The sequence below is a fragment of the Actinoplanes subtropicus genome, from assembly GCF_000721705.1.
GTDB classification, from domain to species: Bacteria; Actinomycetota; Actinomycetes; order Mycobacteriales; family Micromonosporaceae; genus Actinoplanes; species Actinoplanes subtropicus.
In genome coordinates, this window is the sequence record NZ_JOJL01000006.1 from 147,605 (window position 1) to 173,526 (window position 25,922).

Below are 25,922 nucleotides of genomic sequence, written 5' to 3' on the forward strand. Positions count from 1 at the left end.
AACGCTAGCGGCGCCGCGGGGTCGACGTGTGCCGGGCGCCGACCGCCGCCCGGGTGGCGTCGAGGGCGGCCAGGGTCTGCCCGTACGTCCGCTGGGCCACCCCCACGAAGAGGCAGTCGACCACGGTCAGCTGGGCCAGCCGGCTCGCTGTGGCGCCCGAGCGGAACGTCGTCTCGCGCGCCGCCGTGGTCAGCACGTGCTCGGCCGCGTGGGCTATCGGAGAGCGGGGGAAGTTGGTCAGCGCGACCGTGGTGGCGCCGTGCGCGCGGGCCTCGGCCAGGGCGTCGATCGTGTCGGTGGTGGTGCCGGTGTGCGAGATGCCGATCGCGACGTCGCCGGGGCGGAGCAGGGCGGCGCTGGTCAGCGCCACGTGCGTGTCCGACCAGGCGAAGGCGACCCGGCCGATCCGGTGCAGCTTGTGCTGGAAGTCCAGGGCCACGTACGCGCTGGCACCCACCCCGTAGAGGTCGACCCGCTGGGCCCGGACCAGCGCCTCGACCACCCGTTCCAGCATGACGATGTCCAGTTGGGCGCCGGTCTCCTCGACCGCCCGGGCGTCCGCGAAGGCGATCTTCTCGACCACCTTGGCGAGGTCGTCGCCGGGGGCGATGTCGCTCTCCAGGTCGCGGTCGACGCGGTCGGCGCCCTGGGCGCGCCCGTTCTCGGCGGCCAGCGCCAGCCGCAGCTGGGGATACCCGGCGAAGCCGATCGCCTTGCAGAACCGGATGACGGTCGCCTCGGAGACGCCGGAGGCGATCGCGAGCTCGGTGACCGTGAGCGACGCGGTGGCGCTGGTGTCCGACAGCACCTGATCGGCCACCTGCCGCATCGACGGCTGCAGGCTCGGCAACAGCGACCTGATGTGCACCGCCGTGGCTGTGCTGCTACCGACGCCTGGTCCTACGGACGGCGCGGAGAACCCGGGCCCCTTCGGGGCCGCCAGGTTACGGGTGCGTGGTGCCATAGCAGTCAAGGTAGTCGACCCTCAATCTCGGCTGACCTGCCATCCGCCCAGCTGAACGCGGGCGGCGTCGCCCGGCCGGCGGTCGTCGAAGAGGAGACCCCGCGGACCGCTGACCCGGATCGCGTCGACGTAGACGCCGCGCCCCTCGTAGACGGCGTCGGTCTGGTAGCGCCAGCGCACGGCCGTGGTCCCCGGCGGGAGCTCGGCCGCGGCGGCCAGCCATCGCCGGCCCTCGAAGCCGTCGAACGACCCGTCCGTCGTCCACCCGTTCCGGCCGGTCCGCAGCGAGAACGGCACCGGCTGCCAGGTCGTCCCGTCCGCGGTGGCCTCGAGATGCCCGACGTCGGTCTCCTCGGTGTCGTACCAGAGCGCGAAGGACAGCCGGGCGCCGGTGACCGCCGGTAGCGGCACGGTCAGCGTCGCGGTGGTGGCATCGGCGACGCCGGAGAACCAGTCGGTCCGGCCGGAGACCGGGCGCACCGGCAGGGCCAGCGCCAGGTCCCGGGCCACCGCGTCCCGGGCCGCGGTGGGGCTGCCGCCGCCCCGGCTCGGGTGCACCCGGTTGGTGAGCAGGATGACGAACGAGTGGGACAGCGGGTCCAGCACGAGATCGGTGCCGGTGTAGCCGGTGTGCCCGGCGGTCACCGGCGAGCTGAGGGCGTCCATGTACTTGCGCTGGTCGAGTTCGAAGCCCAGACCGTGGTCGTGTCCGGCGTACGCCCGATTGAAGTTGGTGAAGAACGACCGGGTGCTCGACTCGGACAGGATCCGGGTGTGGCCGAGCTTGCCGCCGTCGAGCAGGGTCTGGGCGAGCAGGGCCAGGTCGTGCGCGGTGGAGAAGATGCCGGCGTGGCCGGAGACGCCGCCGGCGCAGTACGCGTTCTCGTCGTGCACGCTGCCCCAGACGATGCCGCGGCCGGTCCACGGCTGGTACTCCTCGGCGGCGATCCGCGGTCGCAGCGCGGCCGGCGGGTTGAACATGGTGTCGGTCATCCCGAGCGGCCCGGTGATCTGCCGGGCGATCACGCGGTCGAGCGACGAACCGGTGACCGCCTCGATCATCTTGCCCAGCACCATCATGTTCAGGTCGCTGTAGAGGTAGGCGGTCTCCGGCGGCGCGACCGGCGCGACGGCGTAGACGGCCGCCCAGCGTGCGTCGTCGGTGGCGTAGGTGCACAGCGACGGCGCCGGGTCGGCGGGCAGCCCCGAGGTGTGGGTGAGCAGCTCCCGGACGGTGATGCCGGCCTTGCCGTTCGCCGCGAACTGCGGAAGGTAGGCCGCCACCGGGGTGTCCAGCCCGATCGTCCCGGCCTGGGCCAGCTGCACGGCGGCGATCGTGGTGAAGAGCTTGGTCATCGAGGCGATGTCGAAGATGGTGTCCCGCCGCATCGGGATCCACTGGTCCGGCGGCAGCTCGGTGGGCTTGTCGTCGGCGTAGCGCAGCGCGTACCCGGTCGCGTCGTGCGCCACGATGACCCCGTCGTGCGCGGCCAGCGCGACCGCGCCCGGGTACTCCGCGGGATTCGCCGCGGGCTGGGTGTACCAGGCGATGTCGGTGGCGATCTTCTCGATCTCGGCCGGCACCAGGCCGGCCCGCTCGGCGCTGCCGTAGTGCAGCCGTACGCCCGGCGTGAAGCGGACGTCGTCGCCGGTCACCGTGGGCGGGCCGGGAATCAGGCTCAGCGCGGCGACGGCCGCGACCAGCGCCGGGATCATCGGCTGCCGCCCCGGTCGGGATAGCGCAGGTACTTCGCGCGCAGCGCGCGGAAGGCGGCCAGCTCGTCCCGCCAGCCGGCCACGATCGCGTCGGTCTCCAGGCCGGCGTCGACGGACGTCCGCACGTACGCCGAGCCGGTCAGCTTGTCGATCCAGTTGTCCGGCCGCCAGGCGAACCCGGCCGGATAGGTGCGCCGGAGCGTGACCAGCATGGCGATCGCGGTGCGGACCGCGTCGAACCGGTGCCGATCGGTGACGACCAGCTGCACGCCGCCCACGGTCTGCCCGCTGTACTTGGCGAACGTCGGCGTGAAGTAGTTCTCCCGGAACGCCGCGCCGGGCAGCTCGAGCGCGGTGAGTGCCTCGGCCCAGCGCCAGTCCCCGTACGGCGCGCCGATCTCCTCGAACGGCCGGGTGGTGCCGCGCCCCTCCGACGCCTGGGTCCCCTCGAACAGGCAGGTCCCCGGGTAGACCAAGGCGGTGTCCACGGTCGGCATGTTCGGCGACGGCGGCACCCACGGCAGCCCGGTCTCCTCGTAGTACATCCCCCGCGACCAGCCGGTCATCTCCACCACCTCCAGCGACACCGGTCGGCCGGCGTCGGCGGGCACCCACTCGGCGTTGAACAGCCGGGCCAGCTCGCCGACGGTCATGCCGTGCTGCTGGCTGATCGGTTTGCGGCCGACGAACGTGGCGAACTCCGGGTGCAACACCGGGCCGCTCGCCCGCCGGCCGGAGATCGCGTTCGGCCGGTCCAGCACCACGAGGCGCTTGCCGGCCAGGGCCGCCGCGACCATCGAGTCGTACAGCGTCCAGATGTAGGTGTAGAACCGCGCGCCGACGTCCTGGATGTCGAAGAGGACGGTGTCCACGCCGGACGCGGTGAAAACCTTGGCAAGATCCAAACCGCTTTTCCGGTACGTGTCGTAGACCGGCAGTCCGGTGCGCGGATCTTCGTAGAAGCCCTGGGAGCCGCCCGCCTGAGCGGTCCCGCGGAAGCCGTGTTCCGGGCCGAACACGGCGACCAGCGAGACGCCAGGATCGGCGTGCATAACGTCCACCTCGTGCCGGAGGTCCGGCACGATCCCGGTCGGGTTGGTGATCACCCCGACCCGCTGCCCGCGCAGCGTCGCATACCGCGAGGAGATCAAGAGCTCGATGCCGGTACGCACCCGCGGCCGCCCCCTCGCCGCCAGTGCGCTCGATGCCGGGGTGGCGAGCGCTCCCGCCGCGGCGCCCAGCGCCCCGGCCAGGACCCCTCGTCGGCCCACCGGCACGGGGTGCTCCCCTCCGTCATCGGCCCGCGCGGCTGGGCGGCATCGCCGTCGCCCAACCGCGGGCCCCCGTTCCCGAAGCTACGTCCCCCGTAGTCCCCGTAGCTTCCTTACCGGTTCCTTGCTGAGTTCGTAGGTTACTGACATGGAATAGTTCCAGTCAATGACGCTCAATGTCTGATCAGGGACAGGGACTCGTCGGCGGCCCAGGTAAGCCATTGACGTATGCACTGTGGAGATGGAAAGTTTCTTCCGTGCCGCCATCGCAAAACAGCACCGACGCGACGCCGCCCTGGGTTGTCGCCCCCACCGAGGAGCGCAATCCCGAGACGGTCGACATCGATCTCGCGAGCACGCTCGACCTGCTCCGGATGATCAATGACGAGGACGCCAAGGTGCCCGCCGCGGTTCGCGCGGTCCTGCCCGCGCTGGCCACCGCGGTCGACCTGGCCACCGTCGCGCTGCGGGCCGGCCACCGCGTCCACTACTTCGGGGCCGGCACGTCCGGGCGGATCGCCATGATGGACGCGGCCGAGCTCACGCCCACCTACGGCACCGACCCGGCGCAGGTGGTCGCGCACCACGCCGGCGGCCTGGAGGCGGTGCAGCGCCCGATCGAGGGCGTCGAGGACCGCGAGGCCAACGGCGCCGCCGAGGGTGGCGAGCTGGGGCCGGGGGACGTGGCGGTCGGGCTGGCCGCGAGCGGGCGTACGCCCTATGTGGTCGGCGCGTTGCGGGCGGCGCGGGGGCGCGGAGCCCGTACGATATTGATATCCGCAAATCCCGCGGCGAGCCTCGGCGCCGAGGTCGACGTGCACGTCGGCGTGGCCACCGGCCCGGAGGTGATCGCCGGATCCACCCGGATGAAGGCCGGTACCGCGCAGAAGATGCTGCTCAACGCATTCTCCACGGCGGTGATGGTGCGACTGGGCCGCACCTACTCGAACCTGATGGTGGCGGTCGCGGCCCGCAACGCGAAGCTCCGCGGGCGGGTGGTGCGGATCCTGGTCGAGGCGACCGGGCTCGAGCCGCGGGTCTGCGCGGAGGCCGCCGAGCTCGCCGAGGGCGACTGCCGGGTCGCGCTGGTGTCGCTGCTGGCCGAGGTGCCGGTGCCGGCGGCGCGGCGGGCGCTGGCCGAGACGGGGGGTGCGGTGCGGCCGGCGCTGGCCATCGCCGGGCCCGGAAACTGACACCGAAGGGGCAAAGATGAGAGCGCGCAACGGTTTCGCGGTTCTCGCGGCGACGGCGCTGGCCGCCACCGCCGCCTGCACCGCGACCGGATCTTCGAACGGCAACGGCGACGTCACCCTGTCGGTCTGGTCGTGGCGGCCGGAGGACGCGGCCGTCTACCGGCAGATCTTCGCGAAGTTCCACGAGTCGCACCCGCACATCCAGGTGGACTTCAAGCCCTACAAGTCGACCGAGTACAACCCCATCCTGTCCACCGGGCTCACCCAGGCCGGCGGGCCGGACGTGGCTCAGCTGCGGTCGTACGGCATCCTCCAGCCCTTGATCCAGGCCGGCGATCTCGTCCCGCTGGACGGTCAGGTGGCCGGACTGTCCAACTTCGAGACCACCTCCCTGGACGGCCCGCGCGGCAAGAAGGACCACAAGGTCTACGGCGTGCCGCTGGAGATGTCGACGTTCCAGGTCTACTACAACAAGGACATCTTCGCGAAGTACCAGCTGCAGCCGCCGGCCACCTGGGACCAGCTGATCGCGGACGCCAAGAAGCTGCTCGCCGCCGGCATCACCCCGTTCGCGGCGGCCGGCAAGGACACCTGGCTGCTGCCGCTGTACGACGAGACGTTCGCGGCCACCCGGTACGGCGGCCGCGACTTCGAGAAGAAGGTGCTGGCCGGGCGGGCGAAGTTCACCGACCCGGAGTACGTGGCCGCGCTCGACGTCCTGAACCAGCTCAAGCCGTACTTCCCGAAGGACCAGATGGGTCTCGGCGAGGCCGACGTGCAGACGCTGTTCGCCACCGGCAAGGCCGCGATGATCCCGGAGGGGTCGTTCGCGCTCGGCCCGCTCAAGGCGATCAACCCGAACCTGAACCTCGGCGTGTTCAACCCGCCGCCGCCACCGGGCGCTTTGGTCACCAAGCCGCTGCAGGTCGGCTGGGTGGACGCCTCGTACGGGCTGAATGCGAAGTCCCAGCATCAGAAGGAGGCGCTCGAGCTGCTGCAGTGGATGACCACCGCGGAGTTCGGCAAGCTGGTCGCCGATCAGCTCAAGCAGGTCTCGCTGGTCAAGGGCGTGCAGTCGAGCGACCCGCTGCTCGGCCAGATGGTGAGCGCGTACCGGAGCGATCCCACGCCGTACCTGATGCTGGTCGACTTCCGGTACGGCACGCCGCTCGGCAGTGACCTTCAGGCGGCCGGACTGCAGAAGATGCTGCTCGGCCAGCAGACCGCGGCGCAGGCGGCCAACGACATCCAGACGGGCCTCGCGCAGTGGTTCAAGCCGTAAAGAGACTGCTCTTCCTGCTGCCGGCGTTCGTGCTCTACACCGTGTTCATGGTCTACCCGCTGCTGTCCGCGCTGGCCGACAGCTTCTGGACCTGGGAGGGCACGGCGCGGCGCGGGTTCGCCGGCGCGGGCAACTTCACCGGCCTGTTCACCACCTTCCCGCTCAACCGCCAGCTCGAGCCGGCCTTCTGGCACACCGTCGTGTTCTTCCTCGGCACGATGGTCGTCCAGAACACCTTCGGGCTGCTGGTCGCGGTGCTGCTGGTCGAGCTGCCGGCCGCCCGGCGATTCCTGCGGACCGTCTACACGATCCCGTACCTGATCGGCGGGCTGGTCGTCGGCTACCTGTGGAGCCTGCTGCTGAGCCCGGCCTTCGGCCCGCTCAACGCCGGGCTGCACGCGGCCGGGCTCGGCTCGCTGGCCCGGCCCTGGCTGGGCGACCCGGCGACCGCGCTGCCGGTGGTGATCCTGGTCAACGCCTGGCAGTACCTCGGCTTCCCGGTGCTTCTCTTCGGCGCGGCGCTGGCCGGGCTGCCGCCGGAGTACGGCGAGGCCGCCCGGGTGGACGGCGCGGGCGCGCGGCAGCGGTTCTTCCGGGTGACGCTGCCGCTGCTGCTGCCCTCGATCGGGGTGGTCACCATCCTCACCTTCATCGGCTCGATGAACACCTTCGAGCTGGTCTATTCGCTGGAGGGCGCGCAGGGCAACCAGCCGACCGGGCCGGGCGGCGCCACCGACGTGCTCGGGCTGATCTTCTACCGGGTGGCGTTCCAGGAGGGCGGGTCCAACGCGATCGGGCTCTCCTCGGCGCTGGCCGTCCTGCTGTTCGTCTTCACCTTCGGCGTCGCCGTGGTGGCCAATGGCCTGATCAGGCGACGCACGACATGAAGAGATTTTTCGGACATTTAATTCTTTGGGCGTACGCGGTGGTCGCGCTGGCGCCCTTGGTGGTGATGGTGCTCGACTCGCTGCGGCCGAACACGGACGTGCTCGCCGACCCCCTCGGGCTCCCGAAGACGCTCGATCTCGCCAGCTATGCCACGGCGTGGACGGAGGCGTCCTTTTCGACGTACGTCCGCAATTCGGTTTTCGTCACCGTCGGAGCGGTGGCGCTCGACGTGCTGGTGTCCCTCCCGGCCGCGTATGTCCTGGGCCGGCAACGCTTCCGCGGCCGGGGCGTGCTGATCGCCTACTTCCTGGCCGGGCTGATGCTGCCGGTGCGGCTGGGCATCCTGCCGATCTTCTACCTGCTCGGCAGCATCGGGCTGGTCGACTCCCGGCTGGGCCTGGTCCTGGTGTACGCGGCGAGCGGCGTCCCCTTCTCGATCTTCATCCTGTCGGCGTTCTTCCGCGGCCTGCCCGTCGAACTGGAGGAGGCGGCCCGGATCGACGGGGCCGGCGAGTTCCGGATCTTCGCCCGGGTGCTGACGCCGCTGGTCAAGCCGGCCATCGCCACGGTGGTGGTGTTCCGGTTCGTGCCCCTGTGGAATGATTTCTTCTTCCCGCTCGTGCTGTTGCGCACCACCGACCGGTACACGCTGCCGGTCGGGCTCACCCAGTTCTTCGGCGAGTTCCAGACCAACTGGTCCGCGCTGTTCGCCGGCCTGGTCATCGCGACCGTGCCGCTGGTGGTGTTGTTCCTGCTCGCGACCAGGCAGATCGTCGAGGGGCTGACCGCCGGGATGGGCCGTTGAACCCTGGGCCAATTCCCGATGGCGATTCTTGATTAATTCCAGATTAGGTCCTAGGTTGGTCCGGTGACGTCCGATCCAGCGGCGCGGCTGCGTTCGGTCTCGTTGCGCGTGACCCGCCCCCGGCTGGCGGTGCTCGAGGCGCTGCGGGACCACCGCCATGTCGACACCGACACGGTGATCGCGCTGGTCCGGTCCGATCTCCCGACGGTCTCCCACCAGGCGATCTACGATGTGCTGCGGGCGCTCACCGAGGCCGGCCTGGTGCGGCGGATCCAGCCGGCCGGCGCGACCGCGCGCTACGAGTCCCGGGTCGGGGACAACCACCACCATGTCGTGTGCCGCTCCTGCGGCGCCATCGCCGACGTCGAGTGCGCCGTCGGTCATGCCCCCTGTCTCACCGCCTCCGACGACCACGGGTTCGTGGTCGACGAGGCGGAGGTCGTCTATTGGGGCACCTGCCCCGACTGTTCGGAAGGAATCTGATGAGCGACACCCAGGACCCCACGACCGGCGGCTGCCCGGTAGCCCACGGCAGCGAGAGTGAGAACCCGGCGATCGACGCGCCCACCCCGAAGACCCCCGGCCGCCCGCGGACCAACCGCGACTGGTGGCCCAACCAGCTCGACCTGTCCGTGCTGCACGCCCACTCGTCCAAGGGCAACCCGCTGGGCGAGAGCTTCAGCTACGCCGCCGAGTTCGCCAAGCTCGACGTCGAGGCCCTCAAGCGGGACATCGTCCAGGTCCTCACCACCTCCCAGGACTGGTGGCCGGCCGACTTCGGCCACTACGGCGGTCTCATGATCCGGCTCAGCTGGCACGCCGCCGGCACGTACCGGATCCAGGACGGCCGCGGCGGCGCCGGCGACGGCGGCCAGCGGTTCGCCCCGCTCAACAGCTGGCCGGACAACGCGAACCTGGACAAGGCCCGCCGCCTGCTCTGGCCGGTCAAGGCCAAGTACGGCCAGAAGATCTCCTGGGCCGACCTGCTGGTGCTGGCCGGCAACGTCGCGCTCGAGTCGATGGGCTTCAAGACCTTCGGCTTCGGCTTCGGCCGCGAGGACGTCTGGGAGCCCGAGGAGATCATCTGGGGCCCCGAGGACACCTGGCTGGCCGACACCCGGTACGTCTCGGACTCCACGATGACCGACGACACCGTCGGCGCCACCGAGATGGGCCTGATCTACGTGAACCCGGAGGGTCCGCGCGCCAGCGCCGACCCGGCCGCCGCGGCCCACTTCATCCGGGAGACCTTCGCCCGGATGGCGATGAACGACGAGGAGACCGTCGCGCTGATCGCCGGCGGCCACACCTTCGGCAAGACCCACGGCGCCGCCGTGGCCGACGACCACGTGGGCCCCGAGCCCGAGGGCGCCCCGATCGAGGCGCAGGGCCTGGGCTGGCTGAGCACCAACGGCAGCGGCAAGGGCGCCGACGCGATCACCAGTGGCCTCGAGGTCACCTGGACCGACAAGCCGACGCAGTGGAGCAACCGCTTCTTCGAGATCCTTTTCGGGTACGAGTGGGAGCTGTCCACCAGCCCCGGCGGCGCGAAGCAGTACGTCGCCAAGAACGCCGAGGCGATCATCCCGGACCCGTACGACCCGTCGAAGAAGCACGTCCCGACGATGCTCACCACCGACCTGTCGCTGCGCGTCGACCCGGCGTACGAGCAGATCTCCCGCCGCTTCCTGGCGAACCCGGACGAGTTCGCGCTCGCCTTCGCCAAGGCCTGGTACAAGCTGCTGCACCGCGACATGGGCCCGGTCAGCCGCTTCCTCGGCCCGTGGGTCGCCGAGCCGCAGCTGTGGCAGGACCCGCTGCCCGCCGCCCAGGGCGCGCCGGTCGGCGACGCCGACGTGGCCGCGCTCAAGGCGAAGGTCTTCGAGTCCGGCCTGTCGGTGGCCCAGCTGGTCTCGACCGCGTGGGCGTCGGCCGCGAGCTACCGCTCCACCGACAAGCGCGGCGGCGCCAACGGCGCCCGGCTGCGTCTCGAGCCGCAGCGCAGCTGGGAGGTCAACCAGGGCGCCGCGGACGTGATCGCGGTCCTCGAGAAGATACAGCAGGAGTTCAACGCGGCCGGCGGCGCGCAGATCTCGCTCGCCGACCTGATCGTGCTGGCCGGCTCGGCCGCGGTCGAGAAGGCGGCGGCCGACGGCGGCGTCGCGGTGACCGTGCCGTTCCACCCGGGCCGCACCGACGCGACCCAGGAGCAGACCGACGTCGAGTCGTTCGCCGTGCTGGAGCCGCGGGCCGACGGCTTCCGCAACTACCTGCGCCCCGGCGAGAAGACCCAGCCCGAGGTCCTGCTGGTCGACCGCGCGTACATGCTGAACCTGACCGCGCCGGAGATGACCGTCCTGGTCGGCGGCCTGCGCGCGCTGGGCAACAACGTCGGCGGCGCCGCGCACGGCGTGCTCACCGACCAGCCCGGCAAGCTGACCAACGACTTCTTCACCAACCTGCTCTCCCCGGGCACCCGGTGGAAGGCGTCGGAGTCCGCCGAGCACGTGTACGAGATCCAGGACCTGAGCACCGGCCAGGTGAAGTGGACCGCCACCGCGGCCGACCTGATCTTCGGCTCGAACTCGCAGCTGCGGGCCCTCGCCGAGGTCTACGCCAGCGCCGACGCGAAGGAGAAGTTCGTCCACGACTTCGTCGCCGCCTGGACGAAGGTCATGGAGCTGGACCGCTTCGACCTCCGCTGATTCGCCGCACCAAGCGAGAGTCCGGCCGGTCGCCGATCGGCCGGACTCGTCGTTTGCCGGCACCGACGATGTCGGCCCGCCGAACGCGGATCGTGGCTCACGGCACGCCGCGCGCCGGCCGCTCCGCTGGACGTGACGCTGCGTAGTCCGATGACAATCTGATTGAGCATTGACGCCGGACGCCGCGGCTGTTCAGGAAGCCCGCCAGCCGGCGTCGGCCGCCCACCGTTCGGCCGCCGCCATCAGGATCTCAGTGGCGTGCGACTTGATCTGCCCGTAGTCCAAAAGGTTCGGCACACTCACCGCCAAACGCTGTTTGAAGGCACCCCACGCCCGCCGACTGTCACCATCCGACCGCAGATAGTCGCGGAAGAGCAGCGCGAACCGCGCGTTTCCTCCACCGTGTTCCCGGACGTGGACGTTCGCGGTCCGCGCACCAACCGGCGGAGCGAAAACAAGCTTGCGATACTCCCGGCCGCCGGCGACCTCAGCCCGATTCCACGGTTCAGGCCGACCACGGAAACCGATCCCGTCGAACAACTCCACCAGCCGGTCCTCGTCGATCGACGGCACCCGTACCTGAACGTCGATGCAGTCCTTCGCCGCCAGCCCGGGAACCGAGGTCGAACCGACATGATCGACGGCGGCCGCATAGCCGCCCAACGAGGCTCGGATTTGAGCCGCCAGCGTCTCAAAGGCCGCCGGCCACTCCGGCCGATAGCTGACCACCGTGACACCAACGCTCTCGTCCGGGAACGGCACGGTCCGCGACGATACCGGGCGGCGCCGAACACGCCCCACCCCGATCATCCCCACTTGCCGTGACGCTGCCCGACGGATCGCATCAGCCTCCACTGGCGGGTGCAGCGGGGAAGTCGGTCCGCATCCTCGTACGCGAAGCTGTGGCTGTCGTGACCGGCGAATGCGAAGCTGAAGATCGCCGTTGTCGTCCTCGGCGCGTACGCCGTGACCCTGGTCGCCGTCGGTCACGGTGAGGTCGCCCGGGCGTTGCTCGGCGCCGGCACCGAGGAGACCGTCAAAACCCTGACCCGTTCGCGGGCCCGCCTGGTCGACGCGTTCGAGGTGGAGCGCCGCCGGATCGAACGCGACCTGCGCGACGGCGCGCAGCAGCGGCTCGTCGCGCTCACCATGACTCTCGGGCTCGCCGAGCTTGAACGCGACGACCCGGCGGCAATGCATGCGCTGGTGGAGCGGGCCGCCGGGCAGGCTCGCACCGCTCTGGCGGATCTGCGCGACGTCGTCCGCGGTATCCACCCGCGGGTGCTTACCGACCTCGGTCTGCCCGCCGCGGTGGCCGAGCTCGCGCACGGCTGCGGCATCGCGTTGACCATCGACCTGGAGGTGCCCGAGCGGCTGCCGACCGTGGTCGAGTCGGCGGCGTACTTTGTGGTCGCCGAGGCGGTGACCAACGCGATGAAGCACGCCGGGGCCGGGCGCGCCTGGGTGACCGGAGGGGCTCGCGACGGTCGGCTGGTGGTGGAGGTCGGCCGGCGCCGACCTTTGGTGGGGCCTGACCTACCAAGCATTCGGGGGTATGGCCCACTGTGCACGACGGCGAACGTGGCCGGTTCCTGCTGTGCCGCTCTTCAGCAGATGGGCCAACCCCGGTCGGTGCCTGGCTTGAAAATCAGAAGATGGTCGAGCTGCCGCTGCCGGCACCGGTCGACGAACTCGCGCGCCGCGACCGGATCAGTGAGGAACCGTTCGTAGGTGGGTCGATCGATCGCATAGAACTCGTTGTATTCGGCCATCCGGTTGGCGACCGGGATCGACACGTAGCAGCCGAACTTTTCATCGATGCCGACGGTGTACCGCTCGCCCAGGTTGGTGTACCGCAGCGCTTCCTCGGGCTCCATCGCCACGACATTGCGCCCCGTCACGTACACCCGGTAGCGACCGCCGTCGACCACCCACCAGCAGGCGACGGCCGGCAGCCAGAATCGCCTGCCCCCGACGGCCAATCCCGCCGCCTTACCCCGACCGGTGATCGTCACGTCGCCGACCACCCGGGTGACGGTCCCCGCCCTGGCGGCACGCAGCGGGGCCCGGGCCCCGAGAAACCCCAGCGCCGCAACGACCACCATCGCGGCCACCGCGACCGTCCACGCCACGGTCACCGGCAGCCTTCCCGGCGCCACGAAACAGCCGACCAACGCGCCATCGGCCACGATGACCGCGACGACCCACCCGGTCACCTGCCACCACATCCGCTTGACCTGGCGCGCGGAGAGCCGCCCTGTCTGGATCGTACGCAGATCCTCGAAGCCAATGCCGAACGCGCGTAACAAACCCTCCTGCCGCGCATACGCCGTTGCCGGCGCTCGCATCCCCATACACACCCCTCGCCGTCCCGCACCGAAGCAGGGCCTCCGCGGTCACCTGGGTGACGAACGTGTCGGCGGCGTCGAGCAGAAGCCATTGCAGCGGCCGGCCGGTCTCGAGTGTATCCAGGAACCTCGCCATGGCCTGGCCGGCGTCGGCTCGGCACTGAAAGTGATGTTCCAAGCCGTTCGCCGTTGAACCGGCGGTCTTCGTTGGTTCCTCCCGATTACGACGTTGTCGATCGCGACGTTCTCCGGCTTCGACGTCAGTACGGCTCGGGCAAGTGACCTGAGGATGTCAAGACCAGTTCACCGGGGTCTGCGCTACGAGTTCGGAATCATTTGGTCAGTCGCGTTCAGGCCGTGGTCGTAGCGATGCTGGGCCTCGATGATCTCCGGGGTGTGCGCCGAGATCCAGCGGACCAGTTGGGCGAACGGGCGGGACAAGCCTCGACCCAACTCGGTCAGCTGGTAGCTGACCTGGGGCGGGGTGGTCGGCTCCACAGTGCGCTCCACCAGCCCGTCGCGGACCAGAGTCCTCAGTTTGGCGGAGAGCATCTTCTCGCTGATGCCCTCGATTCGCTCCCGCAACTCGAAGAAGCGCATCGGACCCGGCGCCAGGGCAGCCAGGATCAGCGGAACCCACCGTCCGGTGACGTGTTCCATCACCTCCCGCCCGGGACAGTTGCTGTGGAACGTGTCACTGATCCACCGGGCGTCGCTCTCCTCCACCTGCTCACCTACCGCCGTATCCAGGGCTCACCCCACGGTGCGTACTTACAAAATGTAAGCCCACAACCTAGCGTCCTCCCGTCTTCGTACGACAACCCAGGAGAGACAGATGAACCGCAAGCAGGTGGCACTGGTCAGCGGGGCCGGCCGCGGGATCGGGGCCGCGACCGCCCGCGAGTTGGGCCGGCTCGGCTATCACGTGATCGTCAACTACCTGCGCGACGCCGGGTCCGCGCAACTGGTGGCCGAGCAGATCGACGCCGCGCAGGCGATGCAGGCCGATGTGACCGACGAGGCCCAGGTGCTCGCGCTGGTGGATCGGGTGATCGCCGAGCACGGCCGGATCGACGTTCTGGTCGCCAACGCCCACACCGCGACGCCACCTTTCGGCCCACTGGAGCAGGTGCCGTGGGCGGCATTCGCCGCCAAGATGAACGATGAGCTGGCCGGCGTCTACCACTTGACCGGACGGGTGCTGCCGGTCATGCGCCAACGGCGGTCCGGCCGAATCGTCTACGTCTCCGCCACCGCGGCCGAGCTGATCATCGGCAGCGCCGCCCAGTCCACCGCCAAGGCCGCCGTGAACGCCTTCACCCAGCAGATCGCCGGCGAAGTCATCCGGGACGGCATCACGGTCAACGCCGTCGCCCCCGGCGCGGTGGGCACCGACGCCACCGCCGAGGTGTTCACTGACGGCATCCGGCGCCACTTCGGCGACCGGTCGGTGACCGGCGCGATGCTGCGGCCGGAAGACATTGCCCGCCCGATCGCCGCGCTCGTGGACGGCGCCTTCGCCGCGGTCACCGGCCAAGTGATCCGCGTCGACGGCGGATACCCGCTGCTGAGCCAGTTGCTCGATGGCTTGCCGGCCCAGTTCCGTACGGCAAGATGAGCTCACCCATCCGGCCCTGTGCGTGATGGGGCGGCAGCTCGCCCCGGCTCACCCGGCGCCGCAACAACCGCTCGGCCGTGTCGAGGCCGGCGTCCTTGCCGAAGGTCTCTACGCCGCGGCGCGGTCCGGGACGGCGAACGACGTCGGCTGGCCCGTCGCCTCCAGCACAGACATCCACAGGTCGCCCCCGGGGTCGACCTGGTTCCTGGAGGCTACGGTCAGCGGTATCGGCACGTGCACGAACCGGTTCCGCCAGCTGCCGACCACCATCTCGGTGCGGCCGGCCATCGCCGCGTGCACGGCCGCTTGGGCGAGACGCAGGCAATACACGCTGTCGTACGGGTTGGCGGGGACGCTGCGGATCACGTAGCTCGGGTCGATGTACTTGAGGTTGATCTCCTGTCCGGCCGTCGCGAAGTCGGACAGGACCCGGCCGCGCAGGTAGATGCCGAAGTCGCCGAGGAGCCGGTTGCCCGAGGCGTCCGCGCCGTCCGCCGCCAGGTACTCCTGGCCGGCGCCCTCGGCGACCACCACGAGCGCGTGCCCGCGTTCGCGTACGCGCTGCCGCAGGTGGGGCAGGAACCCGCCCAGATCGACCGGCACCTCGGGGATCAGCACGTAGTCGGCGTCGTTGGTGGCCAGCGCCGCGTAGCAGGCGATGAAGCCCGAGTGCCGGCCCATCAGCTGCACCAGGCCGACGCCGCCGGGCTGGGCCATGGCCTCGGTGTGCGCGGCTCGGATCGACTCGGTCGCCTTGCCGAACGCGGTCTGGAACCCGAAGCTGTGCCCGATCCACGGGATGTCGTTGTCGATCGTCTTCGGCACGCCGACCACCGCGATCCGCCGGTCGCGGGCGGTGATCTCCTGGGCGATCCGCTGGGCTCCGCGCATCGAGCCGTCGCCACCGATCACGAACAGGATGTTCACGCCGAGGTGGTCGAGGCAGTCGACGATCTCGACCGGATCCTGGTTGCCGCGCGAGGTGCCGAGGATGGTCCCGCCCTGCTCGTTGACGTGTTGCACCCCGGCCGGCGTCAGGTCGATCACGTCGTGCCCGTGCCGGGCGACCAGCCCGCGGTAGCCGTTGCGGAACCCGACGATACGCGACACGCCATAGTGCGAGGTCAGCTCCAGGACCAGCCCGCGGATCACGTCGTTGAGTCCCGGGCACAGCCCGCCGCAGGTCACGATGCCCACCCGGATCTTCGCCGGGTCGAAGAAGATACGGCGCCGCGGACCGCTGGGCTCGAACGACGGCGGCTTGCCGATCCGCTCGCCCACCATGGCCAGGGTGTCGTCGAACAGCACGCGATCCGCCTCGTCGACGTAGTGCTCGGTGGTGCCACGCCGGTCGAGCAAACCTTGCAACGGTGAGTCGATCCGGCCCTCGCCGAGGGTCCGCACCAGCAGATCCGCCGCCTCCACCATGGTCGGAAAGACTAGGCGGCGAACGTTTCCGGTTGATGCCGCGGCGGGACGTCGCCCGGTATGGCACAGGCGCGAAACAGGCACGTCACACATCCGGTACAAGCGATGGCGAGGGTAGGGCATGACGGAGTCTCTCCCCGTGACGGCGTACGAAGCCGTTCAGGACGCGGATCTCACCCTCGGCGTCGAGGAGGAGCTGCACGTCGTCGATCTGGTCACCCGGGAGCTGGTGCCGAGGGCGCCCGAGATCCTGGCCCGCCTCGACACCGACGGCTACTCCGCCGAGCTGCACCGCTCGGTGGTCGAGACCAACACCCCGGTGGCCGGGACCCTGGACGGCTTGCGGAACGGAATCGTCGGCCTACGGCGTGGGGCGATCAGGGAGGCCGAGACAAAAGGGCTGGGCCTGGTCGCGGCCGGCACCGTCCCGCTGGTCGACCTGGAGTCACTGCCCGTGACCCCCACCTCGCGCTACCGGCGAATGCTCGACGACTACCAGCTGCTCGCCCGGGAGCAGCTGATCTGCGGCGCTCAGGTGCACGTGGGCGTGCCGGACCGGGACGAGGCGGTCGCGGTCGCCCAGCGGGTCGCGCCGGCGCTGCCCGTGTTGCTCGCGCTCTCGGCGAGCTCGCCCTACTGGATGGGCGAGGACTCCGGCTACGCGAGCGTCCGGTCGCTGGTCTGGATGCGCTGGCCGACCGCCGGCGACCCGGGTGTGCTGCGCTCGGCGGACGAGCACGACGAGTTGGTCGCCGACCTGATCACCTCCGGCACGATCAGCGACCCGAAGATGGTCTACTTCGACGTTCGCCCGTCGGCGCACCTGCCCACGGTCGAGCTGCGGGTCACCGATTCGAGCCCGGATGTGGACACGGTGGTGCTTCTGGCCGGGCTGTTCCGGGCGCTGGTGCTGCGGGCGCGGCAGGAGCATCGGGCCGGCCCGCCGGTGCGGCATGTGCGTCCGCCGCTGCATCGAGCGGCGATGTGGCGGGCCGCGCGGTCCGGCCTCGAGGGCGACCTGCTGGACCTGCCGCGCTCGCCGGCGCCGGTCCCGGCCAGGGTGGCGGTGCAGCGCCTGGTCGGCGAGCTCCGGTCGCAGCTGGAGGAGCTGGGTGACTGGGAGCAGGTCTTCGACCTGTCGGTTCGCGCGCTGAACCGGGGCAGCTCGGCCGCCCGCCAACGCCGGGCGCTGGCCCGGCGCGGCCGAATCGCCGACGTGGTGGACCTGGTCGTGGAGGACACGCGTGGCGGATCGAACGGGATCGGCTGGGCGGGGCGGAGCGGTACCGGTGCGGCGGCCCTTTTCCCGTACGCCGGAAGCGGCGACGAGGCTTTCGCCGGTGGTGACGTCGTCCCCGCGTACGCCGGAATTGTTCAGGTCCTGAGCCGGCTCGGTTCGGCCGGCCTCCGCCGCCGCGAGGACGCCCGGGACGATGAGCAGCGATCGAGGGGCATCACGTTCAGCGTGGCCGGTGAGGCGGCGACCCGGCTGTTCCCCTTCGATCTCGTGCCGCGGATCGTGCCGGCCGAGGACTGGCGGCGGCTGAGCGCGGGGCTGGTGCAGCGGGTCCGGGCGCTCGATCGGTTCGTGAGCGACGTGTACGGCCAGCGGGCCGTGGTCCGCGACGGCGTGATGCCCGGCTGGGTGATCGACCGGTCGCCGGAGCTGCGGCCCAGCGGCGCCCTGGTCGGCCACGACGGCGTGCGTGCCCAGGTGGCCGGGGTGGACCTGGTGCGCGACGTCGGTGGGAACTGGTGCGTGCTGGAGGACAACCTGCGGGTGCCGTCCGGGATCGGGTACGCGATGCAGAACCGTCGCCTGACCACGAGCGTGCTGCCCGAGCTGCCGGTGCCCGAGGGACTGCTCTCGGTCGAGCCGACCCCGGCGTTGCTGCTGCGGGTGCTGCGCGAGGCGGCCCGCCCGGCGGCCGGCGACGATCCGCGGGTGGTGGTGCTGAGCGAGGGGCCGGACGACGCGGCCTGGTTCGAGCACCGGATTCTGGCCGAGGAGATGGGCGTGCCGGTGGTGCGCTCGACCGAGCTGTTCGTCGAGGACACCCGCGTCTACCGGATGCGGGACGGCAAGCGTCACCGGGTCGACGTGATCTATCTGCGGATGGGGGAGGACAGCCTCGTGCACTCGCCGGGCGCGGACGGGATGCCACTGGGTCCGAGCCTGGTGGCCGCGCTGCATGCGGACACCGTGACCCTGGCCAACGCCTTGGGGAACGGGATCGGCGATGACAAGGCCGTGTACGCCTACGTGCCCCGGCTCATCGAGTACTACCTGGGCGAGAAGCCGCTGCTGGCGGACGTCCCGACGTATCTTTGCGGGATCCCGGCCCAGGCCGGGGAGGTTCTCGGCAGGCTGGACGAGCTGGTCTGCAAGCCGGTCGACGGGTACGGCGGGGACCGCATCGTGATCGGCCCGCACGCGTCGCGGGAGGAGCTCGCGGCGCTGCGCCGGCAGATCCTCGCGGCGCCGCACCGGTGGGTGGCGCAGGAGGTGGTGCGACTCTCCACACATCCCGTCTTCGACGGGCATCGGCTCACGCCCCGCCATGTGGACCTGCGCGCCTTCGTCTTCACCGGCGCCTCGTCGCCGGTGGTCGCGCCGGCCGCGCTGACCCGGGTCGCCCCGGCCGGGAGCATGATCGTCAACTCTTCACGGGGCGGCGGATCCAAGGACACCTGGTTGCTGTCTTGAGGAGGATGCATGTGCGGACTCGCCGGTGAGCTCCGGTTCGACGGCCGTCCGGCGGACGCCGATGCGGTCCGGCGGATGCTGCCGGCCCTGGCGTCGCGCGGGCCGGACGGCGAGGGCTTCTTCGAGCGCGGGCCGGTAGCGTTCGGTCACCGCCGACTGAAGATCATTGACCTCTCCGACGCGGGTGGGCAGCCGATGACCGATGCCTCGCTGGGGCTCACTGTGGTCTTCAACGGCTGCATCTACAACTACCGAGAGCTTCGAGAAGAGCTTTTGGCGTACGGGTACAGCTTCGTCTCCACGTCGGACACGGAGGTGATCCTGAAGGCGTACCACCGGTGGGGTTCCTCGTGCGTGCAGCGGTTCCTCGGGATGTTCGCCTTCGCGATCCTGTCGCACGAGTCGGGCGAGGTCGTCCTGGCGCGGGACCGGCTCGGGATCAAGCCGCTGTACCTGGCCGGGGCACCCGGGCGGCTGCGGTTCGCCTCGACGCTGCCGGCGCTGCTCGCGGCCGGGGACGTGGACACCTCGATCGACAAGGTCGCGTTGCAGCACTACATGACGTTCCACTCGGTGGTCCCCGCGCCGCGGACGATCCTTTCCGGCGTACGGAAGCTGCCGCCCGCGACGATTCGAACGATCCGCGCCGACGGCAGCTACCGGGACGAGCTCTATTGGGCGGCCTCCTTCACCCGGCACATCGACGCAGCCGACTGGCCCGAGCTGATCCACGAGCGGCTGCGGATCGCGGTCGAGCGGCGGATGGTCGCCGACGTGCCGGTCGGGGTGCTGCTCTCCGGGGGGATCGACTCGAGCTACATCGTGGCGCTGCTCGCTGGGCAGGGGCAGCGCGGGCTGACCACGTTCAGCATCGGGTTCGAGGCGGCCGGTGGGGAGAGCGGCGACGAGTTCGCCTACTCCGACCTGGTCGCCAAGCAGTTCGGCACCGACCACCACCAGATCCGGATCGGGCGGGACCGGTTCCTGCCGGCCGTCGACCGGACCGTCGCGGCGATGAGCGAGCCGATGGTCAGCCACGACTGCATCGCCTTCAACCTGCTCAGCGAGGACGTGTCGAAGCAGGTCAAGGTCGTCCAGTCGGGGCAGGGGGCGGACGAGATCCTGGCCGGTTACAGCTGGTACCCGCCGCTGGCCGGGGTGCCGCGCGGGCGCGCGGTCGACGCGTACGCGCGGGAGTTCTTCGATCGTCCGTACCAGGAGTTGGCCCGGCAGCTGGCCCCGGAGTGGCTGGTTGCCGATGACGTGAGCCGCGACTTCGTGGCGGCCAGCTTCGGCCGGCCGGGCGCGGACACCGCAGTCGACGCGGCGCTGCGGATCGACTCCGAGGTGATGCTGGTCGACGACCCGGTGAAGCGGGTGGACAACATGACCATGGCGTACGGCCTGGAGGCGCGGGTGCCGTTCCTCGACCACGAGTTCGTCGAGCTGGCCGCGGCCTGCCCGCCCGAGCTCAAGCTGGCGCACGGCGGCAAGGGGGTCCTCAAGGAAGCGGCCCGCGGGGTGGTTCCCGACGAGGTGATCGACCGGACCAAGGGGTACTTCCCGGTTCCGGGCATCCGGCATCTCCAGGGGCCGATGCTCGACCGGGTCCGCGACGCGCTGCTGTCGCCGGCGGCCCGGGCGCGCGGATTGTTCCGGCCGGAGTACGTCGCGCGATTGCTGGCCGATCCGAACACCCCGCGTACGACACTGGGCGCGAACCAGTTGTGGCAGCTCGCCCTGCTGGAGATGTGGCTGCAGGACAAGCGGATCTGAGGAGGACGCTTCATGAGGGAACAGCTCGTGCGGCCGGTGGGCTGGAGCAGCGTCCGCCCACCCGACACCGGCCGGAGCTGGGGGCCGGCGCTCGCGCCGGACGGCAGCCACTGCGCCTACATCTCCGACCGTGGCGGACGGCCGCAGGCGTGGGTGCAACCGGTCGGCGGCGCGCGGGCGTTCCTGGTGGACACCGGAGAGTCGCCGGTCGCGGCGGTGCAGTGGTCGAGCAGCGGCGACTGGCTGGCCTGCCAGGTGGCGCCCGGTGGCGCGCCGCGACACGAGGTGTGGCTGGTGCGGCCGGACGGGTCGGGGCTGCGCCAGGTGGCCGGTTTCGGCGCGGACACCGCGGAGAACATGCGCTGGCTGCCGTGGCGGCCGCTGCTGGCGCTGACCGAGAACTTGACCACCGCGATCCTGGTCGATCCGGAAACGGGCAGCCGCACGGTGGTGGCGACCGGCGGGCTCGTGTCCCTCCTGGACGTGTCGCCGGACGGAAAGCGGGCACTTCTGCGGATCGGGCCACGCGGGGCGCGGCGGATCGTCGAGCGGGAGCTGGCCACGGCGGTGGACACCTTGGTCTGCCCAGGCGAATTGGCGGTCTTCGGGCCGGACGGCACGACGGTGTACGCCCGGACGGAAGACGGCGACTTTCCGGCGCTGATCCGGTCTTCGCCGCCAAGCGTGGTCGCCGCCGGCGAGGCCGAGGTCGAGGGATTCACGCTTACCCCGGACGGGACGAAGGTCGCAGTGCTCTGGAACGTTCGCGGCGGCGAGTCCGAAGTCGAGATCCTCGGGGGCGAAGGCCGGCTGGAGCTTCCGGGCAGCGTCGTGACCGGGCTCAGCTGGAGCTTCGACGGCTCGGTGCTGGCCTTCACCGCCGAGGGTCCGGGGCAGCCCCCCGGGGTGTGGGTGCACTCGGCGTCGTTCGGGACCCAGGCGGTGTCGGCGACACCCGCGGCGGCCGGCGTCGTGCGGCCGAGTCTCGAGACCTTCACGGCGCACGATGAGCTGACGCTGACCGGGTGGCTCTATCGGCCGCGCGGCGCCGGGCCGCACCCGACCGTGATCTGGCTGCACGGCGGGCCGGAGGCGCAGCAGCGGCCCGGGCACGAGCCGTTGCTTCAGGCCCTGGCCGCGCAGGGGATCGCCGTCTTCGCTCCCAACGTGCGCGGCTCGGCCGGCCTCGGGCGTGGCTTCGTCAACGCCGACAACGGGCCGCTTCGCTACGGGGCGATCGAGGACGTACGCTCCTGCGTCCGCCATCTCCTCGACTCCGGCGTTGCCGAGGAGGCGCTTGTCGGGTGCATGGGACGGTCGTACGGCGGTTACCTCACGCTTGCCGCGCTCACCAGGTTCCCGGATCTCTTCGCGGTCGGCGTCGACGTTTGCGGAATGTCGAGCTTCGAGACGTTCTACCGGCACACCGAGCCGTGGATCGCGGCGGCCGCCGTCCCCAAGTACGGCGACCCGGTGAGCGACGCTGAGCTGCTCGCCGACCTCTCCCCGATGAACCACCTCGACCGCCTCCGCGCGCCCCTGATGATCGTCCACGGCGAGAACGACACCAACGTCCCGGTGATCGAGGCCGAGCAGCTGGTCGCGGCCCTCACCGAGCGCGGCCACCCCCACCGCTACCTGCTCTTCCCCGGCGAGGGCCACGAGCTGCTGCACCGCGCGAACCGCGCCACCTACCTGCGCGAGACGATCGACTGGCTCACCTCGCATTTGCGGCCCACCGGATCTCCGGCACCCACGCCAGTTGATCGTCGCCCGCATCGGCGCGGCGACAACGTCGGATCCGTCTCTCGACGGCCTGTCAGACCTGACGATGAGAATGGATGCCTGACCGCAGACCACGTAACGTGACGGCGGTGGAAGGCTCCGCGCGTTGCCGGCGGCAGAAGAAGGACGCCAGCTCGAGCGGGCACGAATTTCGCTACCACCGTGTGGAGAGCAATGTGATCATGAGGTGATGGCTGGCCGGGCGAACGAACAAGCAGGAATCCACGGGCCAGCCATTCGCGGGTAGGTGCATGGTCGCACGCGACGAAGGCGGTCATGCAGGCGTTGCGGTAGTCGCTGCGCAGGTCCGCCACGTCGTCGTCGGCCGCCCGGCTGTCCTGCGTGGGTCGATCCTGGCGAAGAGCTTCCACGGAGTCGTATACGAGGCTGACCTGTGACCAGTACCAGGCGCGTACGGCACAGACCTTCTTGTGCGCGGGCCCGTGCTCGACGACCCCGATCAAGAAACGCTGGACGGCGTGTCGCCCTACCGCCTGCGGGCGCGGCAAGCGGCGGCTGTCAGCGGCGCAGGCGGGTGTGGATGTCGGTCAGGGGGGCGCCGGGGTGGAGGCTGCGGACGGCCAGCCAGGCGGCGCCCACGGTGCCGTCGGCCGGGGTCAGGACGTCGCCCGTGAAGTGGGCGGCGATCAACGTGCGGAGGCGCCGGCCGACCGGGGTGCGGGGGTCACCCGCCACCGAGCCGACCATCACTAGGGGGGCCGGGTCGGTTGCCTCGCGTACGTCGGCAAGCATTTTGGCCAGACGCTCGGCCGCAAGGTCGCAGACGGCCGCGGCCACGACGTCACCCTGGGTTTCCGCCTGGGTGACCAGGGGGGCCAGCGCGGCCAGCGCGATCGGCGGTTGGACGTTGGCCGCCCGGATCAGCGCCGATCGATGATGGTGGGGGTGGTCGGGTGGGGGGCCGTCGAGCAGCGCCGCGGAGATCGCCCCGGTCAGCGTGGTCGGCGGGCCGGTGCCGCAGATCGCGGCGATGCTCGCGCGGACGGCCTCGCGGCCCAGCCAGTACGCCGAGCCCTCGTCGCCCAGCAACCAGCCGAGGCCGTCGGAGGTGGTGTCGACGCGGCGGTCTCGGATGCGGACGGCCATCGCGCCGGTGCCGGCCAGCAGGACTGTGCCGTCCGGTTCGGGGGTGGCCGAGCAGAACGCGACCTCGGCATCACCCACGAAGTCCGGATTTATCGTGATGTGTGCGGTGGCGAGGGCGTCGGTGAAGGTCTGCCGGGCCTGCGGGTCGTCGAGGGTCGCGCGGCCGGCCAAGCCGATGACGATCGCGCGCACCTCCCCCGGGTCGAGATCGGTCAGCGCCCGGCGCGCGGTGCGGGCCAGCTCGGCGGCGGCCCGCGCCACGCCATGGGTGGTGGGGTTGCCGCCGCCGCCCTCGACGGTGACCAGGCGGACGCCGGCGGTCGTCGCCACCGTGACGCGAGTCGAGGTGCCGCCCAGGTCCGCGCCGATGACCAGGTCCGCCATCCGTCCACGGTAGACCCCGGTCAGTGGCCCTGGGGGAAGGGCCGGGACATCACGGTGCCCTTGACCCGGGTCTGGGCGTGCCGCTCGACGGCCGGGTTCGGCAAGCGCCGTCCGGCTCGCCCCAGACGATCTCGACCTGGTCGCCGACGGCCGCCCCGGGGTCGATCGAGCCGAGGGAGATCCAGCCGCGCAAACGGGTACGCGCCGGAGCGACCCTGGCGCAGCAGCCGCAGCGCTCCGCCGGCGGTGTTGATCTCTTCTTCGAGGCTGACCATGCCGGAAAGTTATCAGGTGTCTGAAAACTTTTATACTCACTGAAATGTTTTAAGGTGACCGTATGACGATGCCCTGGCAGGACGGCCTTCCGTACGTGCTGTTCCGGGCCCAGCAGGCCGTGCACCGCCGCTCGCAGGAGGCGCTGGACGGGCTGGGGGTGACGATGACCCAGCTCGGGCTCTGCGTGCACCTCGACGAGCTGGGCCTGATGTCGGCCTCCGACCTGGCCCGCCGCTTCCGGCTCACGCCGCAGAGCGTGACCACCGCGCTCGCCCAGCTGGAACGGCTCGGCTGGGTGCGCCGGCTCCCCCACCCGGTGCACCGGCGGGTCGTGCTGCACGAGCTCACCGAGACCGGGCTGGCCGGCGTCGCCGACGGCCGGGCCCGGATGGCGGCGATCGACCGGCTGCTTACCGGGCTCATGCCGGAGGGCGGCCGGGACGATCTCGTGGGCCGGCTGCGGGGGCTGACCGTCGCCCTCGACGGTGCGGACCCGGAGTATGTGGGGGCCTGGCCGGTGGCGAAGTCCGGATGAACGCGCGTTTCGACGATCTCGTGGCGGGGCGCGCCCTGGTCTGCCCGCCACCGCGCCGGGTGTTGACCACCTCGGATCCGGGCGAGGTAGCGGGCGTCCTGCGGGCGGTCGAGCGCGCCACGGAGGCGGGGGCTTGGGCGTACGGGTATGTGTCCTACGACGCCGGCGGCCCGCCGCTGATCTGGTTCGGCCTGTGCGACGAGCCGGTCGCGGACGAACCGATCGCCGCACCGCCGGGGCCGCGCCCACCGATCGGCTGGACGCCGGACTGGACGGCGGCGGAGCACGCGCGGGCGGTCGCGGCGGTGCGCCGGCACATCGCGGACGGTGAGACGTACCAGTGCAACCTGACGGATCGGCTACGGGCGGTCGTCGAAGATCCCTTCGAGCTGTACGCCCGGATGGCGACCGCTCAGCGTGCCGCGTACAACGCGTACCTGGACACGGGCCGGTTCGTGATCGCGAGCGCCAGCCCGGAGCTGTTCTTCGACTGGGTCGGCGACCGGCTGCGCACCCGGCCGATGAAGGGCACGGCCCGGCGCGGCGACGACCCGGCGGCCGACGCGCTCGCGGCCCGCCGGCTGCGGGCCAGCGCCAAGGAGCAGGCCGAGAACGTGATGATCGTCGACCTGCTGCGCAACGACCTGTCCCGGGTGGCGGAGCTGGGCTCGGTGGCGGTGACCGAGCTGTTCACGATCGAGGCGTACCCGACGGTCTGGCAGTTGGTCTCCGAGGTCACCGCCCGGCGGCACGCGGCGAGCGGCCTCGCCGAGATCTTCGCGGCGCTGTTCCCGTGCGGCTCGGTCACCGGCGCGCCGAAGCAACGCAGCATGGAGATCATCCGCGCGCTGGAGCCCGGGCCGCGCGGCGTCTACTGCGGCGCGGTCGGGCTGGTGGCGCCGCCGGGCGCGCCGTTCCGGGCCCGCTTCAACGTGGCGATCCGCACGGCGGTGCTCGACCGGCAGACCGGCATCGCGGTCTACGGCGCGGGCGGCGGGATCACCTGGGGCTCGGACGCCGCCCTGGAACACGCCGAGCTCCTGGCCAAGACGGCGGTGCTCGGCATGCCCGCCGGCCGCCCCGACCCGGCAACACCGCGACGGGGACGGCCATGACCCCGGAGATCGATCCCGA

20 protein-coding genes are annotated in these 25,922 nt (G+C 71.0%); 13 read left to right on the forward strand and 7 right to left on the reverse strand.

Going from position 1 to position 25,922, the window contains the following annotated elements:
• Positions 1 to 4 precede the first annotated feature (4 nt).
• The 3 genes from IH26_RS0110240 to IH26_RS0110250 are packed head-to-tail and all read right to left on the reverse strand — an operon-like array spanning position 5 to position 3,957.
• A complete protein-coding gene (locus tag IH26_RS0110240) occupies positions 5 to 964 on the reverse strand; it encodes a MurR/RpiR family transcriptional regulator (protein ID WP_281179718.1) in 960 nt (319 codons plus the stop codon).
• 21 nt (positions 965 to 985) lie between these two features.
• A complete protein-coding gene (locus tag IH26_RS0110245; RefSeq protein ID WP_034214504.1) occupies positions 986 to 2,680 on the reverse strand; it encodes a serine hydrolase domain-containing protein in 1,695 nt (564 codons plus the stop codon).
• A complete protein-coding gene (locus IH26_RS0110250; protein ID WP_030435899.1) occupies positions 2,677 to 3,957 on the reverse strand; it encodes an exo-beta-N-acetylmuramidase NamZ family protein in 1,281 nt (426 codons plus the stop codon). Before IH26_RS0110250 ends, IH26_RS0110245 begins: the two co-directional genes overlap by 4 nt.
• A 251-nt stretch (positions 3,958 to 4,208) precedes the next feature.
• On the opposite strand from IH26_RS0110250, the gene murQ reads away from it, so the two are divergent.
• The 6 genes from murQ (at position 4,209) to katG (ending at position 10,824) form a co-directional block, all read left to right on the forward strand.
• Positions 4,209 to 5,144 carry an N-acetylmuramic acid 6-phosphate etherase gene (murQ, locus tag IH26_RS0110255; RefSeq protein WP_030435900.1) on the forward strand — a complete coding sequence of 312 codons (936 nt, stop codon included), beginning with the start codon at positions 4,209 to 4,211 and terminating at the stop codon, positions 5,142 to 5,144.
• Positions 5,145 to 5,160: 16 nt separating this feature from the next.
• Positions 5,161 to 6,426: an ABC transporter substrate-binding protein gene (locus tag IH26_RS0110260; protein WP_030435901.1), complete on the forward strand. Its 1,266-nt coding sequence runs from the start codon at positions 5,161 to 5,163 to the stop codon at positions 6,424 to 6,426.
• The gene (locus tag IH26_RS0110265; RefSeq protein ID WP_034214512.1) at positions 6,411 to 7,313 is read left to right on the forward strand and encodes a carbohydrate ABC transporter permease; all 903 of its coding nucleotides are present in this window, start codon (positions 6,411 to 6,413) and stop codon (positions 7,311 to 7,313) included. The genes IH26_RS0110260 and IH26_RS0110265 overlap by 16 nt, the downstream gene beginning before the upstream one ends.
• Complete coding sequence (locus tag IH26_RS0110270; RefSeq protein WP_030435903.1) at positions 7,310 to 8,119, forward strand: carbohydrate ABC transporter permease; 810 nt, start codon at positions 7,310 to 7,312, stop codon at positions 8,117 to 8,119. The genes IH26_RS0110265 and IH26_RS0110270 overlap by 4 nt, the downstream gene beginning before the upstream one ends.
• Positions 8,120 to 8,182: 63 nt before the next feature.
• Positions 8,183 to 8,602 carry a Fur family transcriptional regulator gene (locus tag IH26_RS0110275; protein ID WP_030435904.1) on the forward strand — a complete coding sequence of 140 codons (420 nt, stop codon included), beginning with the start codon at positions 8,183 to 8,185 and terminating at the stop codon, positions 8,600 to 8,602.
• Positions 8,602 to 10,824, forward strand: a complete 2,223-nt coding sequence (gene katG / locus IH26_RS0110280) for a catalase/peroxidase HPI (protein ID WP_030435905.1) — start codon at positions 8,602 to 8,604, stop codon at positions 10,822 to 10,824. The genes IH26_RS0110275 and katG overlap by 1 nt, the downstream gene beginning before the upstream one ends.
• Before the next feature lie 192 nt (positions 10,825 to 11,016).
• Here the strand turns inward: katG and IH26_RS0110285 are convergent, their stop codons facing one another.
• Positions 11,017 to 11,586 (reverse strand): GrpB family protein, encoded by a 570-nt coding sequence (locus tag IH26_RS0110285; RefSeq protein ID WP_030435906.1) that lies wholly within the window; start codon positions 11,584 to 11,586, stop codon positions 11,017 to 11,019.
• Positions 11,587 to 11,790: 204 nt separating this feature from the next.
• Between IH26_RS0110285 and IH26_RS57820 the strand changes: the two genes are divergently transcribed.
• On the forward strand, positions 11,791 to 12,555 hold the full coding sequence (locus IH26_RS57820) for a sensor histidine kinase (protein WP_211268620.1): 765 nt from the start codon (positions 11,791 to 11,793) through the stop codon (positions 12,553 to 12,555).
• A 935-nt stretch (positions 12,556 to 13,490) separates the two neighbouring features.
• Here the strand turns inward: IH26_RS57820 and IH26_RS0110295 are convergent.
• Positions 13,491 to 13,898 carry a winged helix-turn-helix transcriptional regulator gene (locus IH26_RS0110295; RefSeq protein ID WP_030435908.1) on the reverse strand — a complete coding sequence of 136 codons (408 nt, stop codon included), beginning with the start codon at positions 13,896 to 13,898 and terminating at the stop codon, positions 13,491 to 13,493.
• A gap of 109 nt (positions 13,899 to 14,007) precedes the next feature.
• Between IH26_RS0110295 and IH26_RS0110300 the strand changes: the two genes are divergently transcribed.
• Positions 14,008 to 14,790 carry an SDR family NAD(P)-dependent oxidoreductase gene (locus IH26_RS0110300; protein WP_034214517.1) on the forward strand — a complete coding sequence of 261 codons (783 nt, stop codon included), beginning with the start codon at positions 14,008 to 14,010 and terminating at the stop codon, positions 14,788 to 14,790.
• Positions 14,791 to 14,898: 108 nt separating this feature from the next.
• On the opposite strand, the gene IH26_RS0110305 is transcribed toward IH26_RS0110300, so the two are convergent.
• Complete coding sequence (locus IH26_RS0110305; protein WP_030435910.1) at positions 14,899 to 16,218, reverse strand: ATP-dependent 6-phosphofructokinase; 1,320 nt, start codon at positions 16,216 to 16,218, stop codon at positions 14,899 to 14,901.
• A gap of 121 nt (positions 16,219 to 16,339) precedes the next feature.
• Here IH26_RS0110305 and IH26_RS0110310 point away from each other — a divergent pair, with 121 nt between their 5' ends.
• Genes IH26_RS0110310 through IH26_RS0110320 form a run of 3 tightly spaced genes read left to right on the forward strand, consistent with a single transcriptional unit; the run spans position 16,340 to position 22,570 of the window.
• Entirely contained in the window at positions 16,340 to 18,925 is a 2,586-nt protein-coding gene (locus tag IH26_RS0110310; protein ID WP_051807900.1) for a glutamate--cysteine ligase, read from the forward strand.
• Between the two features lie 9 nt (positions 18,926 to 18,934).
• On the forward strand, positions 18,935 to 20,701 hold the full coding sequence (locus IH26_RS0110315; protein WP_030435912.1) for an N-acetylglutaminylglutamine amidotransferase: 1,767 nt from the start codon (positions 18,935 to 18,937) through the stop codon (positions 20,699 to 20,701).
• Positions 20,702 to 20,713: 12 nt separating this feature from the next.
• Entirely contained in the window at positions 20,714 to 22,570 is a 1,857-nt protein-coding gene (locus IH26_RS0110320; protein ID WP_084598768.1) for a S9 family peptidase, read from the forward strand.
• 435 nt (positions 22,571 to 23,005) lie between these two features.
• Here IH26_RS0110320 and IH26_RS0110325 read toward each other — a convergent pair whose 3' ends face one another.
• On the reverse strand, positions 23,006 to 23,977 hold the full coding sequence (locus IH26_RS0110325; RefSeq protein WP_051807901.1) for an N-acetylglucosamine kinase: 972 nt from the start codon (positions 23,975 to 23,977) through the stop codon (positions 23,006 to 23,008).
• A 337-nt stretch (positions 23,978 to 24,314) separates the two neighbouring features.
• Here IH26_RS0110325 and IH26_RS0110330 point away from each other — a divergent pair, with 337 nt between their 5' ends.
• The gene (locus IH26_RS0110330; protein WP_030435915.1) at positions 24,315 to 24,788 is read left to right on the forward strand and encodes a MarR family winged helix-turn-helix transcriptional regulator; all 474 of its coding nucleotides are present in this window, start codon (positions 24,315 to 24,317) and stop codon (positions 24,786 to 24,788) included.
• Positions 24,785 to 25,903, forward strand: a complete 1,119-nt coding sequence (gene pabB, locus IH26_RS0110335; protein ID WP_051807903.1) for an aminodeoxychorismate synthase component I — start codon at positions 24,785 to 24,787, stop codon at positions 25,901 to 25,903. Before IH26_RS0110330 ends, pabB begins: the two co-directional genes overlap by 4 nt.
• Positions 25,904 to 25,922 lie beyond the last annotated feature (19 nt).